A 16814-nucleotide genomic window follows, 5' to 3' on the forward strand; every position below is an offset into this window, starting at 1 on the left:
ACCCCTCCGCCACCACCACGTGGCTCGAGCACGTCACCGACGCCCAGTTCGCCGGCAGCTAGGACGAGCGGTCTGCCGGCGAGCAGCCGTCGGCGACGGCGATCGGGGCGGGGCACGGGGCCCGTGCCGACGAGTGCCCTGTCCTGTGGGCGTCGAAGGTGACACGACCTTGTGATGATCTTTCCTCATGCGTGCGGATGACCTTCGACAACGAACGGGCAACGGCGTGCACCCGTAGCCGGCGTGCCTCCTACGGTGGGGGCCACGGGCTCACGACGACATGGTCACCCGGGCTCGCGGGGTGAGCGGAGAAGGCGCCCCGACAACATCTCCGAGGGGAAGAACACATGAAGAGATCCGTGCTCACCGCACTGGTTCTGCCGTCCGTGATCGCCGTGACGCTGGGCGGGACGGCGTTGTCGGCGCCGACGGCCTCTGCCGCACCCGCTGCGACCTCCACCGCCGCCGCGGCGCCCGCCGACGAGAGCGTGGTGAGCGACCCGGCGCAGGCGCCCGACACCGACGCGGGAGGCCCCTCGGCCGGACCCCCGTCGGTGGGGTCGGCACCTGTGGGGCCAGCAGTCGAGGCAGGGCCCACGCAGACCTCCCCGCCCGAGGCCGAGGTCCCTGCCGCGGACGAGGCGTCGGAGCCGGCACCCGGGACGGACGGGGGCACGACGGCCCCGGCCCCCACCGCCGAGACCGAGGCCGACACCGGCGGGGAGGTGGGCACCGCGGCGGCCACCGAGCCCGGCACGGTGATCGTCTCCGGGGAGACTCGGCTCTCCGACACCCAGCGCGCCGTCACGGACGGCTGGCCCGCCGGCACCACGTTCACCTACCAGTGGACCCGCGACGGTGCTGACATCGACGGCGCCGTCGGTGAGACCTACGTCCTCGTCGGCGCCGACATGGGCCGCGTCGTCGAGGTGGCCGTCACCGGCACCGGGCCCGGGCCGGACGACGAACCGGCCACCGTCGTGAGCGACCGGCGCGTCGCGGCTGGCGTCGCCCCCACGTTCACCGCTCAGCCGGGCACCGACCTCACGGTCGTCGCCGGCGAGCCCTACTCCTTCACGTGGGAGGCCGCCGGGGACCCTACGCCCATGGTCGTCAGCGTCGCTGACCCTCGCACCCTGGTCTCCACGCTCCCCGCCGGAGCGACCGTCACCGAGACCCCCGGCGCCCTCACGATCTCCGGGACGAGCACCTACGCCGGCTCGTACTCGTTCGGCGTCTCGACCCTGAACATGGTCGGCATCGGAGAGCTCCTCGTCGTCGACCTCGAGGTGCAGGCCGCAGCGCCCGCGAGCATCTTCGCGACGGTGTACACCACCTCCGCCACGGGCCCCTGGGCCTTCGCCGGAGCCGTCGGCTCGTCCGCCGACGACGACGTCCTCGCCGTGAGCGTCGACGACGGACAGAGCGTCGTGCTCGCCGCCTACGCCGGAGACGAGTTCGGGAACGCCGTGCCGCGCGAGGCCCTCCCCGAGGGCTCGGACGAGCCCGTCTACAGGAGCAGCGGCCCAGGCGACGAGGCAGTCGTCCTGGACACCGGGTACCAGGGCTTCACGGTCCACGGAGCGGGAACCCGCGTCATGAGCGCTTCGCTCGCTGGTTTCACGCTCTCGTTCCCGGTCGAGGTGCGCAGCACCGCGGTCGTCGTCCCTGCCGGGTCCGGTGCGGCGCCGACCTCCAGCGCTGGCAGCCTCGCGTACACGGGCAGCGAGCCCGCCCAGGGTCTCGTCCCGCTCGCCGCCGGCCTCCTCGCCGCCGGCACCGTCCTGACCGTCGTGCGCCTCCGCCGACGCGCCACGAGCTGACCCGCGGACGTCCCCGCCGCCCTCCTGTGGGGGCGGCGGGGACGTCCAGGTGGAGTGCTCCCCGTCCGCGATCGAGCCGCCGCGGACGAGGGACGAGGGTCTCCGGCTGCGAGGATGGACACCTCCTCGACCGTCACGGAAGGACGACCATGGGCTGGACCATCACGCGGACACCCTTCGACCACCCGGACGCCGACGGCCTCCGTCGAGCCCAGCGGGTCGAGCTCGACGCCCGCTACGGCAGCGACGACCACGAACCCGGCACGCCGCCGTCGGCGACCGACGTCCCGGTGTTCCTCGTCGCGCGGGCGGACGACGGTCGCCCGATCGCCTGCGGAGGGCTGCGGCCCCTGGCCGACACGGTGGTCGGCCCGGCCGCCGTCGAGGTGAAACGGATGTACGTCGTGCCCGACGCACGGGGGTCGGGGGTCGCGTCCGGGCTCCTGCGGGCCCTCGAGAACGCCGCGCGCGAGCTGGGCACGCGACAGGTCGCACTCGAGACGGGCACGCTCCAGCCGGACGCGATCCGCTTCTACGAGCGAGAGGGCTACTCGCGCATCCCCCTGTTCGGTGCCTACGTCGGATCACCCGAGTCGGTCTGCTTCGCGCGAGACCTCTGAGCCGCCCCGCCGACCGACTCGCGCTCAGGTCAGGCCGGCGTCGACCTCAGCAGCCGGGTCACCGCGATCATCGCTCCGCCCACCACGGCGGGGATGCCGCCGCCGGGGTGCACCGACGCGCCGACCCGCCACAGCCAGGGCCGCCACGGGTCGTTGTACGACGGGCGGTGGAACGGGCCGCTCAGCCACGGCGGACGCGCGGCTCCGTACAGGGCGCCGTGCGGCTCGCCGCCTGCGCCGTAGTACTGCGGATCGAGCACCAGCTGCTCGTCGAGGAGGTCGGTGAGGGGCCCGTCGAGCCCCATCGCCGCGGAGACCCGGTCGACCTCGCGCCGCACGAAGGGGTGCTCGGCCGTGTAGCGACCGCCGTCGGCGGGCGCGGTGAGCAGGATGCCGACGGTGCTGCGCTGGTTGGGGTAGACCTCACCGGCGCGGTACTGGTTGACGAAGACCATGGTGTCGGCGGGCTCGTCGCCCGCCTCGAGGCTGCGGTGGAGCGCCGCGGGCTTCGTCGGCAGCACCACGCCGTGCGTCGGGAAGTCCGCCGGCAGCTCCTCCCGCAGCACGCCGTACACGGCGACGGCGGAGCAGGAGAGGGCACGGGGGCGCAGACGGGGCAGCGTCGGCAGGCGAGACGGGCCGGTCAGCGTCGCGAGCCGATCGGCGTCCAGGGCACTGACGACGAGGTCGGCGGGGTGGTGCCCGAGCTCGGTGGTGACGGATCCGCGCTCGATGCGGGTGACGGCCTCGCCGGTGCGCACCTCGACCCCGGCCGCCTCCGCCAGCCGGCCCAGCGCCAGGACGACCTCGTAGACGCCGCCTCGCGGCACCCAGGCCCCGGTCTCGGCCATGATCGCCGGCATGCTCGCGTACAGGGCGGGGGTGCGCGAGGGCGAGACGCCCGCGTTGAGGGTGTGGATCGCGATGATCTCGCGCAGACCGTCCGGCAGCCACGGCAGGCCGTCGAGGTAGGCGCGGGTGGTGAGACGCGAGCCGTAGACGGCCAGCAGCCGGCGCAGGGCCGGCAGGGCAGCTCGGTCGAGCGGGTCCGAGAGCAGCAGCTCGGTCACGTCGTCGGCGAGGGGGGCGTGCAGGTCGGAGAAGCGTCGCCAGGCGGGGTACCAGGGGTGCCCGGGCGCGACCGGCAACGAGGTCTCCTCGCCGTCGTAGTAGTAGCGCCCCACCTCGGGCATGCGCACGAGGTCGAGGTGGCCGTCGTCACGAGCACTGTCGGGAGCACGCCCGCCGTCGCCGAGCCGCCGCAGCAGCTCGTCCCACACGGCGGGGAAGGTCACCAGCGACGGGCCGGTGTCGATGCGGTCCTCCCCCAGCTGGATGCGACGGCTCTTGCCGCCGAGCTCGGCCGAGGCCTCGAGCAGGGTGACGCGGTGCCCCGCGTGGGCGAGCAGCGCGGCGGCGGTGAGCCCGCCAATCCCGCCGCCGACGACGACCACGCGGCTCACGGCCGGCCCACCAGCACGATGGAGACCAGCAGCAGCACCCCGGCGAACGACCCCGCGATGTAAGGGAACGCGACCGACAGTCGGTACAGGCGGTGGCCGGTCTCCGGCGACGGGTCGCGCAGCAGGCGCCCGACGAGGATGCCGGCGATGACGAGGTTCAGGGCAGCCACCGGCACGCTCACCACGGCGAAGAGCGCCGTGGAGACGACCCACCAGGCCCCGCTCCACAGCGCCGTCCCGCGGGCGCCCAGCCGCACGGCGGTCGTGGTGATGCCGGCGTCGCGGTCCTCCACGATGTCCTGGACGGCGTCGAAGGCGTGCTTGGCCACGCTCCAGGCCATCAGGCCGAGGGCGGCGGGCCAGACCGGCGTCACCGAGAGGGCCGCGGGCACGATGACGAGCGGCAGCGCGTAGGCCGCGTTGCTCAGCGAGTCGACGAAGGGCCGCGCCTTGAAGCGCAGCGGCGGTGCGGAGTAGAAGACGAACACGCCGACGTACAGCAGGATCGCGGCGATCGCGAGCGGCGGCAGCGTGACGGCGAACAAGACGAGGAAGGGCACGTTGGTGACCGCGACGGCCCAGGCGATGAGCCGCACCTCGGACTGCTCGATCCTCGCGCCCTCGATCGAGCCCTTGCGGGGGTTGGCCGCGTCGGTGTCCTGGTCGTAGATGTCGTTGACGCCGTAGATGAGCAGGTTGAACGGCAGGGTGAGCCACAGGATGACCGGCAGCGCCCGCAGGTCGAAGAGCGCACCGGTGAGCCACACAGCGACGAGACCCGACCCGACGGTGTTGATCCACAGCACCGGGCGTGAGATCAGCACGAGGCGGCGCACGGTCGCAGCCCTCTCCGACGGCGCGACGCGCGACATCCGCTCAGCACCGTCAGTCACGAGACCGACCGTACGCCGCCCGCCGCGCTGCGGGCCCACGGCTCGCGGGCCCAGACTGGGCGGATGCGCATCATGCTGCTCACCGCCGGCACCCGGGGCGACGTCGAGCCCTTCGTCGCGCTGGCCCGACACGCCACGAGTCGCGGCCACGACGTCCGCCTGGGCCTGCCCGACGACGCGGGCGCGCCCGAGGGAGTGGGCACCGTGCCCCTCGGCCTGGACGCGCGGCGCGTGCTCTCCCCCGCCGGTCGTGTCCCGTGGGCCCTCGCGCGTCACGCCCTCGCCGAGGTGCGGCCCGCGATGCGGCGCCTGCTCGCGGCCGCGGTGCGCGAGACGGTCGCGTTCGACCCCGACGTGGTGGTGCACCACCCGCTCGTCCTGACCGCGCCGATGGTGGCGGACGCGCTGGGCGTGCCGCGCGTGCTCGTGGAGTTCGCGCCGGTGGCCACCCCCAGCGCGCGCTTCCCCGCCGCCGGCGGCCCCACCGCCACCCGCGACCTCGGCGCCCACAACCGGTCCACCTACGCCGTGCCGCGCGCCGCCGCGCGCCTCTTCGACGGCGACGTGGCGCGCGCCGCCGCCGAGCTGCCGGGCGGGCGGCGCCCGTCCTGGCGCTCCCCGTCGCGCGCGACGCTGATGGCCGTGAGCCCGGTGCTGCTCCCGCGGCCGGACGACTGGCCGGAGCAGGTGCACCAGACGGGGGCCTGGCACGAGGAGGCGCCGGCCGCGTCGTGCGGACCGGTCGTCACCGACTTCCTGGCCGCCGGGCCCGTCGTCGTCGCCTCGTTCGGCTCCATGGCGACGGGTGACGCCTCGGCCCGCGGCGCGGCGGTCGTCGCGGCCGCCCGTTCCCACGGCCTCCGGGTGCTGCTCGTCACCGGGTGGGGCGGGCTCGCGCTGCCGCCGGAGCACCGCGGCCCCGACGTGCTGGCGGTGCCGTCGGTGCCCTTCGACGCCGTGCTGCCCCACGCCACGCTCGCGGTGCACCACGGCGGGGCCGGCACCTCCCACGCCGTCGCGCGGGCCGGCGTGCCCGCCGTGGTCGTGCCGGTCACGGCCGACCAGCCGTTCTGGGCAGCCCAGCTGCACCGACAGGGGGTGGCGGCCGCGGCCGTCCCGCTGCGCCGACTGACGGCCGGTGCCCTCGCGCCCGCGATGGGCGACGCCCTGACCCGTCGGGGGCGGGCCGCCGAGGTGGGCCGCCTCATGCGTCGGGAGCACGGCGTGCAGCGGGCGCTCGACGTGCTCGAGTCCCTCTGACGCGAAGATCATCCGGCAGGAGGAATCGCCGCCTCCTCGTCGCTGGGAGAGTTCAGGCGGACTCCCGGGTCCGCTGCCGAGAGGAGGCGTCGTCGTGACGACACTGAGACGAACGCCGGCCCCACGGTCGTGGGCACTGACGCTCGGCGGGCTGAGCGTCTCCGGCCCGCTCGTGGTGGCCGCCGGCAACGCCCCGGCCTTGATCGGCGCACCGCCGCTGCCCTGGGTGAGCATCCTCCTGGATCTCTGGGCCGTAGCGTCGGTCGCTCTCGGCGTCGCCGCGATCGTCGTCGCGCGCGACGACCTGGCGTCGCCCCGCGACCTCCGGCCGCGCTCCGCCGCTGTCGGCCTCACGCTCGGCGTCCTCGGACTCGTGCTCAGCGCGTGCCTGTTCCTCCTCTGGCTGCTGACTCCCCTGCCCTTCTGACACCGCGCCTCCCTGGACAGCGTCGCGGGACGCTCTCGCTGCGACCTCTGCGACCATGACGGTGTGAAGACCGCTGCTCCGATGACCGTCCGCGTCGCGTCACTGGGGGTGGTCGTCGACGGGCTGACGAGCCTCTCCGGGTGCTCGACGAACGACACCGACACGCAGCGGACGACTCAGGGCATGGTGGCGACCGCGGAGGTGCTGGACCGCTTCGACGGCTACCTCGGCGTCGGGCTCAGGGTCGAGAACACGAGCGACGAGGCCGTCCTCACGGTCACCTCGATCAACGGCGGCTCGGTCACCTTCTCGACGAGGTGAGGCCCCTCACGTCGGTCAGCCGATCCGCCGCCGCATGGTCATGCGCGGAGGCTCAGAGAACTCGCCCGCACTCGCTCGGCCGAGCACGGCTGGCCGTGACGGCGGGCCCCGCGGCAGCGATCGCTGCCACCATCGCGAGCAGACTCGTCAGGTACAGCGGGCGAGCCCACGGTGAGTGGTCGTAGCCGCTGATGCCGAAGCCGTCGGCGAGCTGCATGCCCGGCGCGAAGGAGACGAGAAGCAGCGACGGCGCTCCCCCGACCAGGACGAGCGCCTGTGCCAGGACGACCTGACTGAGGGTGAGGCGCGAGCGGCGGATCGTCGACACCGCCACGACGACCGCGGCGCCCACGCCGAGCACAGCCCAGGCGATCACCGGTGCGGGTGAGAACGACTGGCCCACGCGGTCGAGCTCGCTGTGGATCTCCGGCAGCGACAGGCGCGGGACCGCGGCGAGCGGGTTCCAGACGAGGACCTGGAGGGCACCCACCACGGCGTACGCCACGACGAGACCTGTTCCGACCGAGGCGGCGACGGCAGGAGGATCCGGACGGCTCATGCCGTCACCGTAGGAGAGGCCCGCCCGCGGGTCGTCCGCCCCGAGGAGGATCTCCAGCCGTCCAGGACCCCCCCTGCCGGGCGAACGGTGGTGCAGGACGCCGGTGAGCCGTGCCACGCTGCTCCCGTGGACGTGATCGATGACGTGGAGCGTGGCGACTGGCTCGCCGGACGAGTGCACGGCCGGACGAGCGTGGGCTCCGTCGCGGGGCACGGTGCCGACGCCTACGTCCGGATCCTCCACCCCCGGGAGAGCGGGCACGTCGACGACCGTCGGGCGTGGGGCGTGCCGCCGTCCGACGACTGGACGGCTCGGCGCTGGTCCGACGTCGCAGCCGCCTCCGGGCGGACCATGCACTCCCTCGTCCAGTGGGGCCGCCTCCTCGACGACCAGGACCCGAACGCACCGGGGACGTCCCTCGGTTCCCTGGACCCCGTCGTCCTCGCGGCGCTCGTCCCCCTCCTCGCCAGTGCGACGAGCACGCCGGACGACGTCGTCGCCGGCTTCTGGACCGGGCACGGAGGGATCGAGCTCACCAGCCGGAGACAGCTCGACCTGCCGGGACGCGAGTACGTCCTGACCAGCACGACCCTCGACGAGCTCGCCGACCCCGACTGGGGGTTCTCCCTCGGACTCGGGTGGTTCTCCCACGTCAGGTCTCCGTCCCTCCAGCTGCTGTGGCCCGACGACCACGCCTGGGTCCTGGCGACCGAGATCGACTGGGACTCGACGATCGTCGCCGGCACTCGGGCCCTCATCGAGAGCATCGTCCTCGACGGCCGCTTCGAGGCGTTCGACGTCGGCCCCGACGACGACCCCTCCTGGGACGGGGACACCATCAACGGCCCGGGCGGCGAGTCGACCGGGTGACGGCGTTCTGGCTGCTGCTCGGCACGGCCGAACTGGGCTCAGCCGTCGGCGTCGGTCGATCAGCGAGCGCGACCAGCTCGACGACTCACCAGGACCAGGACGAGAGCGCCGAGGCCCAGGACGACGGTGCCCGCTGCGGCGATCCTGCCGACCAGCTGGGTGACGAGCACCGACTCGTACTGCTCCTTCGTCGTGACGATCTCCGTGCCCTCCGGCACGGACCAGAAGAAGACCGGGGCGAGCGCACCGGCACTGACCGTGCTGACCACGCAGACGACGAGGGCCACGACGGCCAGGCCGCAGAGGACGAACGTCCATCGGTCCATGAGCGATCGATCGGTCATGGGGTCACGGTAGCGGTGCCGGCGGGCCTTGCACGTCGTCAGCGCGTCTCGACCGAGCGATTCCTGAAGCTCGGCGCCCAGAGCCTTCGACGTGGCTACGAGATCAGGGACATCCAGGACCGGAGCAACGAGCCCCCATCGTGCAGCTCCTGGGTCACTACGGTGAGTCAGTGCTCTCAACTCTCCTGGTGCAGGTGCCGTGGCTCCCCGTCGCCGTCCTGCTCCTCGCAGTCCTGACCGGCCCGTTCATCGCGGCCGCGATCGTGCCGCGGCCGCGACTGCTCCGGGCTCTCTTCATCGCCTCCCTCGTGATCCTCGCCGGCCTGACCCTCTACCCGGAGGGCGGGGTCGACCGAGACGTGACCTGCACCGTCGGGCTTCCCTACTTCGGGCTCCGAGCCGTCGAGACGGTGGCGAACGTGCTGCTGTTCATCCCCCCGGTCCTGCTCGCGGGCCTGCTCGTCCGGCGCCCCGTCCTGGCCGTCATGGGCGGCACTGCCACGTCAGCACTCATCGAGCTCGTCCAGGCGATCGTCCCGGCCCTCGGACGCGCCTGCGACACCGGCGACTGGATCACGAACACCATCGGCGCCGTCCTCGGCGGACTCCTCGCCCTCGCTGCCCTGGGCCTCGACCGTCGAGTCACAGCAGCACCGTAGGCCGATCGGCTACCGGGCAGAGCTCGAGGCCACGGCCTGCCGGAAGTACGCGTCGGTCGTGGCCCGGACCTCATCGGGGTGCTTCACGGCGGGATCCGTCTCGAAGTGGCTGGCACGCTGCAGCTCCACCTCGACGAACCGCGCGAGCTGCGGTGGCGGAGCCTGCGTGCCCATCTCCCGTGTTCGAGCCTTCGTGGCGATCAGCGTGTCAGCCGCGAGACGGACGTCGTTCGACACCTCGGCCTCGGCGAGCAGCGTCGGCAGGTCCATCGGGGGAACGGTCTCGTTCGGGTGGACGTGCAGCCACCGCAACGCAGTCGTCGTCCGGAGGACGTAGAAGAAGCGCTTGAGGGTGGGCTTGCCCGCCTGCTGTTTGTGAGCGACGTGGAGGTAGTGCCGCCCGACGGCCGCCCGCTCGACGACGTCGTCGGCGAGGGCGAGGAGCTCGTCCCGGAAGGACTCGTCGCCCGTGTAGACGATGGGCGAGCGCAGCCACTCGATCACGACGGCGTTGCCCTTGACGAGGAGGCGAACGGCTTTGGCGAGGTCCCACCCGTTCACGTCGAGGACGCTGTCGAGGGGAGTCTCGATGACGTCTCGCCACGGCCACAGCGACAGGTAGGCCTCCGGCGCGCGAACGTAGATGAACCGGCAGTCGTAGTCGCTGTCCGGCGACGGGAAACCCCACGCTCGACTGCCGCTCTCGATCGCCCAGGGCACACGGACGTCGTGTTCAGCTGCGACGCCCGCCAGACGACTGTCGATCTGTGTCACGACCGACGGATCGAGGCCCCCCGGGACTGCGCGCATGTCCAGACTCTACCCAGCCACTCGATGCGCCCAGACGAGACACCCGGTCAGTCCCGTCGTCGATCCTTCAGCGGGACGGTTGTGCCCTTCTCTCCCCGCAGCGACTCAGCGCAAGCCTCCTCTTCCTCCTCGTCACGGCCTCCCCGGCATGGCAGGGTCACGATCATGCAGATCACCGACGATGTGGAACGCGCGGCCTGGCTGGGGCGACGGATGTACCGGCAGGGTGGCTGGGCACGGGTCGGCTCGATCGCCGGGTACGACTTCGAGGCCTACGCGCGCATCCTGCATATACGCGCCACCGGCAGCGGCGCCTGGGAACACCGCCGCTGGGCGGATGTCGCGGCCACCGCCGGGAAGGTGATGCACCCCCTCGTGCAGTGGGAGCGACTCCTCGACCACGACGAGCCACAGGGAGGAACGAGCGATGTCGGGCGCCTCGACCCCCAGGTGCTCGCTGCCCTCGCACGACTGCTCGGCGACGCGACCACGACACCCGACGACGCCCTCGCGGCGTACTGGGTCGGCGGCAGCGGCCAAGACCTCATCGGCCGCTCTGCGACCATCGATCGTTACGACTACGTGCTCGCACGGACCACCACCACGGAACTCGCCGAGCCAGGCTGGGGCGTCGACATCGGCTTCCGGACGGACGAGTCACCCCAGCTGCTCTGGCCGGAGGACCACGCCTGGGTGCTCGCCAGCGAGATCGACTGGGACTCCACGATCGTCGCCGGCAGCCGGGCGCTCGTCGACGCGATCCTCACCGACGGCCGCTTCGAGGCCTTCCCCGTCGACGAGGACTCCGACCTCTCCTGGGACGGCGACACGATCAATCGATCCGCGACCTGACGGCCTGGACAGCGATCCCCTCCCGGCACGTCATCACTCGGCTGCGTCGAGCTCGGCGCACCTGCCCGCGTGTCGGGCCGCCAAGACGTAGCCGCCGAGAGGCACCGGGCCCTCGGGCTCGGTCCCGTCCCGAGCAAGGACACCGGCTGAGCGACGGGCCGCGGCCACCGCACGGTCTCGGTCAACACGCAGGTGAACGATCGGCTGAAGAGACGCCCCTAGTGTGTGGCCACCATTCAGAACTGCGCGGAGAAACCGCCGTCGGCACGTAGGAGCTGCCCGCTGATCCACCGTCCTTCGTCCGACAGCAGGAACGCGGTGATGCCAGCGATATCGCGGGGTGTCCCTGGCCGTCCCGATGGGTTGTACGTCGTCATCGCGTCCCGTGCCTCGTCATCCATCCATCCCGTGTCGATCGGTCCTGGGTTCACGACGTTCGCAGAGATGCCCTTCGGGCCGAGCTCGCGGGCGGCAGAGATGACGATGCGGTCGAGAGCGCCCTTGGAGGCGCCGTAGGCCAGGTTGCCGGTGGTGTGGTCGCTCGTGAACGCGACGACAGCTCCACCGTCGGCGTCGACCTGACGGGCGAACGCGGCGATCAGGAGCAGCGATGCGCGGGCGTTGACCGCGACGTGCTGGTCGAAGGCCTCCGCGGTGGTGTCCAGCACGTTGGACTCGACGCCGTGCGCATGGCTGAGAACGAGTCCGCCGATCGATCCGCGCTCGCCCGTGATCTGCTCGATCAGAGCGGTCGGGGCGGTCGGGCTCGAGAGGTCGCAGGGGTAGTCACCCGTGTCGAGGTCGCTGGTGACGACCTCCCACCCATCGGCTTCGAGCCGAGGGACGATGCCCGCAGCGATGCTGTTCGAACGCGCGGCTCCGGTGATGAGCGCAAGAGGCATGCCCCGACCCTATGGCAGCGGTCGATTCCTTGAGCAGAGGCCGATCTGGGTAGCACCCTCGACTCGCGTGGTCGTGTCCGACAGATGATCGGTCACCGACCAACGGCGGAGGCCAGCCACTCTCCCGCAGCTACGGGGCGCCGGTTCTCTCGATCGATCAGTCCGAAACTGATCTCGGTGAACGATCCGCTACTGGGACAAGAATCAGCCCATTGCGCCGTCGGTGTCCTTCGGCATGCCTCTAAGAGGGGCTGTTGCGCATAGCGGAACTTTGGGTCAATGGGGACGTGGATGACCGTGGCCAGCACATGACCGAGGTTCTGCGCCGCCTCCGGATGGACCTCCCCCACCTGGCGCCGGCCCTATGGGACAGCGTGCGGGGCCCCGCCGACGACGACGTGCGAGAGGCGCTCCGAGCAGCCGTGGAGCCGATGCCGCTCCCCGACGAACTCGACGTGTTCCTCCGTGCGCATGACGGGCAGTCGAGCGGGGCCGGGTGGTGGCCGACGCTGGACAGCGGTCCGCCGCTCTCAGGGCAGCAGATCGCTGAGCAGGTGACCTGGTCCCGGTCCGATGGCGAGCACTCGCAATGGAGCGTCGCCTGGATTCCCGTCACCCACGAGCAGTGGTACCAAGCCGTGCTCGATGCCGTCCCCGAGCGATCAGGAACCGTCATCGACGCAAGCTGGCCCGACCTCCCTCGAGCCATGGCCCCGAGCTTCGCGCATGCAGTCGACGCGGTGATCGACTTAGGCCGTGCCGGGCTCTTGCCCACCGCCGACGACGACCGCGCGAAGAGGCTAGAGCGCGAGGCGTTCCTCGACGACCTCTGGCAGGAACCGTGGTCCGCCAGCAGCCTGCGACAGCGCGCCGAGATCCACCCCGCAAGCTAACCGTCCTCCTGGAGAAGGCCCTGCACGATCTAGGCACCCCCAGTGGTGCCGCAAACCCATCCCCTATCGGGCGCACCTTCCCTCCCCGTACTTGCTCGTGCACTAAGTTCAGCTCTTCGAGAGGGAGCGAACATGGGCAGCCGTAGGCACTTCACCAACCCCAAGGTCGGCATTGTGGGTGGTTCGATCGCGATCGTTTTCGGCACCCTTCTTATCCTCGGGCCGAGCAGATCTTCAACGGGCGGAGCCGGATTGCTGGGCGCCTTTCCCAACTGGGCACTGGGCGCCGTTCTCATAGTGTGTGGGGTGCTCTATCTGGTGCTCGGCATCAGACAGGCACGTTCAGAAAAGTAGGGGCGCGGCCCGCCAATACCTAGTCACCGAAGAACGATCGTCTAACGGGACGGGGGTGGCTTGAACTGGTCGAAAGACTCCGCCGGGCGCGACGCACGCCGACTCGAGGGTTCAGACCCTGGCTCCGCCACTGTCTTCATAAGAACGAGACCAGCAATTACGCGCAGCAGCAGCGCACACAACAGCCCTATTAGCCCGACCGCAAAAACAATGGGCGCAAGAGCCCCGGTCACGATTGCGGCCACCTCAGAATTGGGAGGGAAGCAACCCCCTCCGTCCGTGTCGCAGATGGCCGACGTAGTCCCGTAGGCACCCGACTGACCACCGTGCGTGAGGACGAGAGAGACAACCGCGAGCACAATCAGCCCCGACGAGCCAAGCCAGAGGGCCGCCTCCCACGAACGATTCATGCCCAGACACTACGTCCCCGTGGTCCCGCGACGACGAACGCTGAGCGGATCGGCTATCGGGCGCAGCGACCTACTTGAGTCGCCGCAGGTTCGTGACGCTCACCCAGATCAGGCAGAGCATGCCGATCAGCGTGAAGTACATGCCCACTTGGTGAGGGTCGATGGCAATCAAGATGACCGACGTAGCAGCGATGAGCAGCGCAACGACGAGCATCACGCGCCACGTTGTCCGACCGTCTCTGGGCGCGTTGTCTGACGTCACGACTCATGCTTTCACGTCGGCTGTGCCGCGGACGGCCAGCCCAGACCGGGATGGCTTACCGGACACTATCCCTACCAATTTAGGTTCAGGAAGCTGAGAACGATGCCTAATGCGCCAATGGCCACAAAGCCGATTCCGGCGGCCTTGGCGTTGCGTGAGGTGTAGGCACCATCAACTCCCTCGCGACCGGGCACTCGGCCGCTCGTCTTTCCCAGCCAAGACGCGAGAGAGGCTGAGTTCCGGAGGACAAGAGCACCCGAGACCAGCATCACGATACCGACGATGAGAGCGGGCCAGAACACAGTCATGCCCTGAGGTTAAGGCCCCGTGCCGGGTTTGGGTGAGGGATCCCCTACAGGGCACGCAGCTGCGGAGTTAGTTGGAGCGATGGTCACCGTGGAAACCCAGAACGCCCGCTCTCGGACGACTCTCGACCTGACCCGGCCGGCAGCCCTAGCCATCACCGATGTACTCACCGCAGCCACCGGCAACCCCAGACTGCGCCTCGAGCGTGCCAGAGACCTCCGGCTCATCTACCGAGCCCGAACCAACTGGGCCATGTTCGGCCACTACTTGACGGTTGACTTCGAACCGCTCGGAGATTCCGCCACGCGTCTCAAGTTCTTCGTGGACCCTGTCGTGCATCGCACCGCCTTCGACTGGGACCAAGGCGCAGGCGACATTCGTGCCATCACGGATCGTCTTCCCCGAGACGACGCACTCAGACGCCCGTAAGCGGTGCACTGGCCGATCGTCTATCGGGACGCTGTTCCATGCCGCATCACGGCATGGGGCATCCTCGTCCGATGAGCAACGAAGAAGAACTGCCGCAAGCTCGCCCTGTCGATGCAACTGCAGTGACTGAGCACGCGACGCCGTGGCTGCCGGCGAGATCCGTTCTCTTCAACCTTGTCTTGGTCTTCGTCGGCGGCACGCTCTTTTGGTTCCTCATCGACCGCGTCCAAGCGCCCATGTGGGTGGCTCTCGTGGCCTACGCCGTCATCTTCACGGTGGGATCACTCACCATTCGCTTCATTCGAAACGCCCGAGCTGAGCGCAGTCGCAAGTGACGTCGATGGCTGAGCGACGCGATCCGGAGAGCGATCGTCTATCGGGCACCCTTGGGCGCTTAGTCGAGGGGACTGCTCTATCTGCCTCCTTGAGCCTTGCGAACCGGTTCCTGATCGCCGTCGACAACGCGAACGACAGCATCACGCAGGACGACCACCCCGACCGTCGCAATGACCAAAGCGCCAACTGTCAGGCATGCCGTCCGCAACTCCGCGGCGGTCGCGTCCTGGCCGTAGTTGGACGAGGGCCAGCCGAGCGACACCACCAGCAGCGGACCTACCAGCCCAATCAGGAGCGGTCCAGAAGCCAGTACCAGGAGTGTGACACCGACCCGGGCCCGCTCCCCCATCCTCGACGATGTGATGAGGGAGCGGCCCTGCGGTGAAAAAACGAACGCCGCCGTCAGAATGAAGGTCCCGATCGCAGCCCAGACCCATGTCGACCATCCGTATCGCCAGATGACGTCTGCCGACACCCAAGCCGCCCAGTCGCTGCGGAAACGGTCGAGGGAACCGGTAGCGCTACCGCCTCGAGGCACGACGGCTGGAAGTGGCCATCCCAGTGCGGCCGGCACGAAGAACAGGCATCCGATCCCCACCAGCACGCGACGAACGATGCCCGATAGACCACTAGTCACCAACACAGTATGAGGCCGCTCAATCCTCGATCCGAAGGAGGATCCTATCGGGCCCCCCTCAGAGCAGGCATCGTCGGCGCAGGGTTGAGGTCATCGACGCGTAAGCGTGAAAGGCCTTGCCGAAGTTTGCCCCAAGAAGGCGCCCTAGTGAGTCACATTGAGCACCGAGCGGAGTGACGAACGGGCACCACTCACCTGACACGACGGGCCTTACCCGCCGGGGCAGTAGCCGCTCGTGCCGAAGCAGGGAGGCTGATCGTTGCGAGGCGCCTTGTTCACTCCGACGGATCTGCTGTCGAAGTATTCACGGTTGTACTCGATCCCCAGCACGTACGCGGCCCCCGTGGCACTTATCGCCGTTGCTAGTTCGTCTCCTTCCAACCCAGCCGTAGACGAAACGACGACGTCTGTTGGGTGGAAGTACGCGCGGTCTAAGAAAGCGTCAAGTGTCGCGACGACAAGGGTCGTCTCGTCCGTTCCGTGAGCTCTGGACGCGGGATGTGCTGTGAGAACGCCGAAGGCAGGATCGGCAAGCAAAGGGAGATCTTCTGAGTCTGCGAACGGGTCCACCGGAGAGATATCCGAGTCTTTGAGGGCGACAGCAGCTTGCTCGAGCGCCTGCTCAGAAGTGACGGCGTCGAGGAGGGCATAGACAGCTCGGCCCTGTTGCAGGCAACGGGTACCACTCGCGTCGTCGAACAGGCCAGACGGGTCATCGGCGAACGTGCAGGTGTCTTCTCGCGCAATGGTGATGCGGGGAGCCGATACCGAACCGGGCCACGCCAAGGCGTCGTCCGCTAGTTCTGTTGCCTCTGGCCGTACATGCTCGGCCAGCGAGGGATCAACCACCTCAGACGCGCAGCCCGTCAGAGCCAAACCCAGCACCAACAGGAGCGGACCTGTGCGTTTCCCTCTCACTGTTCCCCCTTGACGCGAGCGTAACGCCCCTCCTCGACCTCAAAGCATCTGCGACGGCAGGACGATCGTCTATCGGGACTGGTCGCAGGTCGTTTGATGTGCCCGTTCGCGCTCCCCCCGTAGCCTTTTGTCCTATGGGGCCTGACGCGAACGAACATGACGAGAACAGAGGCGGCGCCTCGGTCCGAACAGGCCCAGTTCCTCGACGACGGCGGCAGCGGCGCGTCGTCCTCTCGGCCGCCGTGGTAGCCCTCGCATTGCTCGTCATCGCCGCACTTCTCTTCACGGGCACGCTCTGGCCCACTCGCACAGCGGCCCTCCGGTACCCGGTGCAGGGCGTCGACGTGTCCGCGTACCAAGGCACGATCAACTGGGACGTCCTGGCGGAGGAGGACATCGACTTCGCATGGATCAAGGCGACGGAAGGCTCGAGCTACCAAGACCCCCGATTCGACGACAACTGGGC

The 16814-nt window shown here is 70.0% G+C and carries 22 protein-coding genes; 12 read left to right on the forward strand and 10 right to left on the reverse strand.

Translation table 11 applies throughout. The features are described from left to right. The first annotated feature begins 347 nt into the window (after positions 1-347). On the forward strand, positions 348-1823 hold the full coding sequence (locus IFT45_RS16125; protein WP_192129417.1) for a hypothetical protein: 1476 nt from the start codon (positions 348-350) through the stop codon (positions 1821-1823). A 149-nt stretch (positions 1824-1972) separates the two neighbouring features. Next, entirely contained in the window at positions 1973-2443 is a 471-nt protein-coding gene (locus IFT45_RS16130; RefSeq protein ID WP_192129420.1) for a GNAT family N-acetyltransferase, read from the forward strand. Positions 2444-2472: 29 nt separating this feature from the next. Here the strand turns inward: IFT45_RS16130 and IFT45_RS16135 are convergent, their stop codons facing one another. Both IFT45_RS16135 and IFT45_RS16140 read right to left on the reverse strand, forming a co-directional pair. Then, the gene (locus tag IFT45_RS16135; protein ID WP_192129428.1) at positions 2473-3906 is read right to left on the reverse strand and encodes an FAD-dependent oxidoreductase; all 1434 of its coding nucleotides are present in this window, start codon (positions 3904-3906) and stop codon (positions 2473-2475) included. Next, positions 3903-4799 carry a UbiA family prenyltransferase gene (locus IFT45_RS16140; protein WP_371811064.1) on the reverse strand — a complete coding sequence of 299 codons (897 nt, stop codon included), beginning with the start codon at positions 4797-4799 and terminating at the stop codon, positions 3903-3905. The genes IFT45_RS16135 and IFT45_RS16140 overlap by 4 nt, the downstream gene beginning before the upstream one ends. A 63-nt stretch (positions 4800-4862) precedes the next feature. Between IFT45_RS16140 and IFT45_RS16145 the strand changes: the two genes are divergently transcribed. From IFT45_RS16145 to IFT45_RS16155, 3 genes are all read left to right on the forward strand, one after another. Next, positions 4863-6059, forward strand: a complete 1197-nt coding sequence (locus tag IFT45_RS16145; RefSeq protein ID WP_192129430.1) for a glycosyltransferase — start codon at positions 4863-4865, stop codon at positions 6057-6059. 94 nt (positions 6060-6153) lie between these two features. After that, positions 6154-6486: a hypothetical protein gene (locus IFT45_RS16150; RefSeq protein ID WP_192129432.1), complete on the forward strand. Its 333-nt coding sequence runs from the start codon at positions 6154-6156 to the stop codon at positions 6484-6486. 63 nt (positions 6487-6549) lie between these two features. Further along, positions 6550-6807 carry a hypothetical protein gene (locus IFT45_RS16155; RefSeq protein ID WP_185233077.1) on the forward strand — a complete coding sequence of 86 codons (258 nt, stop codon included), beginning with the start codon at positions 6550-6552 and terminating at the stop codon, positions 6805-6807. Positions 6808-6859: 52 nt separating this feature from the next. Here the strand turns inward: IFT45_RS16155 and IFT45_RS16160 are convergent, their stop codons facing one another. Then, positions 6860-7366, reverse strand: coding sequence for a hypothetical protein (locus tag IFT45_RS16160; protein ID WP_192046011.1), 507 nt, complete (start codon positions 7364-7366; stop codon positions 6860-6862). A gap of 126 nt (positions 7367-7492) precedes the next feature. Between IFT45_RS16160 and IFT45_RS16165 the strand changes: the two genes are divergently transcribed. Beyond that, complete coding sequence (locus tag IFT45_RS16165; protein WP_192129434.1) at positions 7493-8236, forward strand: hypothetical protein; 744 nt, start codon at positions 7493-7495, stop codon at positions 8234-8236. Between the two features lie 59 nt (positions 8237-8295). On the opposite strand, the gene IFT45_RS16170 is transcribed toward IFT45_RS16165, so the two are convergent. Continuing rightward, a complete protein-coding gene (locus tag IFT45_RS16170) occupies positions 8296-8580 on the reverse strand; it encodes a hypothetical protein (protein ID WP_192129436.1) in 285 nt (94 codons plus the stop codon). Between the two features lie 170 nt (positions 8581-8750). Between IFT45_RS16170 and IFT45_RS17590 the strand changes: the two genes are divergently transcribed. Continuing rightward, positions 8751-9239, forward strand: coding sequence for a VanZ family protein (locus tag IFT45_RS17590; protein WP_185233085.1), 489 nt, complete (start codon positions 8751-8753; stop codon positions 9237-9239). 9 nt (positions 9240-9248) lie between these two features. On the opposite strand, the gene IFT45_RS16180 is transcribed toward IFT45_RS17590, so the two are convergent. Further along, a complete protein-coding gene (locus tag IFT45_RS16180; protein ID WP_185233087.1) occupies positions 9249-10049 on the reverse strand; it encodes a nucleotidyltransferase domain-containing protein in 801 nt (266 codons plus the stop codon). Between the two features lie 165 nt (positions 10050-10214). Between IFT45_RS16180 and IFT45_RS16185 the strand changes: the two genes are divergently transcribed. Then, positions 10215-10901 (forward strand): hypothetical protein, encoded by a 687-nt coding sequence (locus tag IFT45_RS16185; protein WP_192129438.1) that lies wholly within the window; start codon positions 10215-10217, stop codon positions 10899-10901. Positions 10902-11137: 236 nt separating this feature from the next. On the opposite strand, the gene IFT45_RS16190 is transcribed toward IFT45_RS16185, so the two are convergent. Beyond that, a complete protein-coding gene (locus tag IFT45_RS16190) occupies positions 11138-11803 on the reverse strand; it encodes an SDR family oxidoreductase (protein WP_192129440.1) in 666 nt (221 codons plus the stop codon). A gap of 287 nt (positions 11804-12090) precedes the next feature. On the opposite strand from IFT45_RS16190, the gene IFT45_RS16195 reads away from it, so the two are divergent. Then, positions 12091-12696 carry a hypothetical protein gene (locus IFT45_RS16195; RefSeq protein ID WP_192129442.1) on the forward strand — a complete coding sequence of 202 codons (606 nt, stop codon included), beginning with the start codon at positions 12091-12093 and terminating at the stop codon, positions 12694-12696. 132 nt (positions 12697-12828) lie between these two features. Continuing rightward, positions 12829-13050 (forward strand): hypothetical protein, encoded by a 222-nt coding sequence (locus tag IFT45_RS16200; protein ID WP_192129444.1) that lies wholly within the window; start codon positions 12829-12831, stop codon positions 13048-13050. A 480-nt stretch (positions 13051-13530) separates the two neighbouring features. On the opposite strand, the gene IFT45_RS16205 is transcribed toward IFT45_RS16200, so the two are convergent. Both IFT45_RS16205 and IFT45_RS16210 read right to left on the reverse strand, forming a co-directional pair. After that, positions 13531-13722 (reverse strand): hypothetical protein, encoded by a 192-nt coding sequence (locus IFT45_RS16205; RefSeq protein WP_192129445.1) that lies wholly within the window; start codon positions 13720-13722, stop codon positions 13531-13533. A 71-nt stretch (positions 13723-13793) separates the two neighbouring features. Next, the gene (locus tag IFT45_RS16210; RefSeq protein ID WP_192129446.1) at positions 13794-14030 is read right to left on the reverse strand and encodes a hypothetical protein; all 237 of its coding nucleotides are present in this window, start codon (positions 14028-14030) and stop codon (positions 13794-13796) included. A gap of 498 nt (positions 14031-14528) precedes the next feature. Here IFT45_RS16210 and IFT45_RS16215 point away from each other — a divergent pair, with 498 nt between their 5' ends. Continuing rightward, positions 14529-14792 carry a hypothetical protein gene (locus IFT45_RS16215; RefSeq protein ID WP_192129447.1) on the forward strand — a complete coding sequence of 88 codons (264 nt, stop codon included), beginning with the start codon at positions 14529-14531 and terminating at the stop codon, positions 14790-14792. A gap of 77 nt (positions 14793-14869) precedes the next feature. Here the strand turns inward: IFT45_RS16215 and IFT45_RS16220 are convergent, their stop codons facing one another. Both IFT45_RS16220 and IFT45_RS16225 read right to left on the reverse strand, forming a co-directional pair. Beyond that, positions 14870-15397 carry a hypothetical protein gene (locus IFT45_RS16220; RefSeq protein ID WP_192129448.1) on the reverse strand — a complete coding sequence of 176 codons (528 nt, stop codon included), beginning with the start codon at positions 15395-15397 and terminating at the stop codon, positions 14870-14872. A gap of 243 nt (positions 15398-15640) precedes the next feature. Then, positions 15641-16315, reverse strand: coding sequence for a hypothetical protein (locus tag IFT45_RS16225; protein ID WP_206759082.1), 675 nt, complete (start codon positions 16313-16315; stop codon positions 15641-15643). A 275-nt stretch (positions 16316-16590) separates the two neighbouring features. Between IFT45_RS16225 and IFT45_RS17380 the strand changes: the two genes are divergently transcribed. After that, positions 16591-16814, forward strand: a 224-nt coding sequence (locus IFT45_RS17380; RefSeq protein WP_371811066.1) for a GH25 family lysozyme, incomplete at its 3' end; no start/stop codon positions are given.

Source organism: Frigoribacterium sp. CFBP 13707, assembly GCF_014842245.1.
GTDB lineage: Bacteria > Actinomycetota > Actinomycetes > Actinomycetales > Microbacteriaceae > Frigoribacterium > Frigoribacterium endophyticum.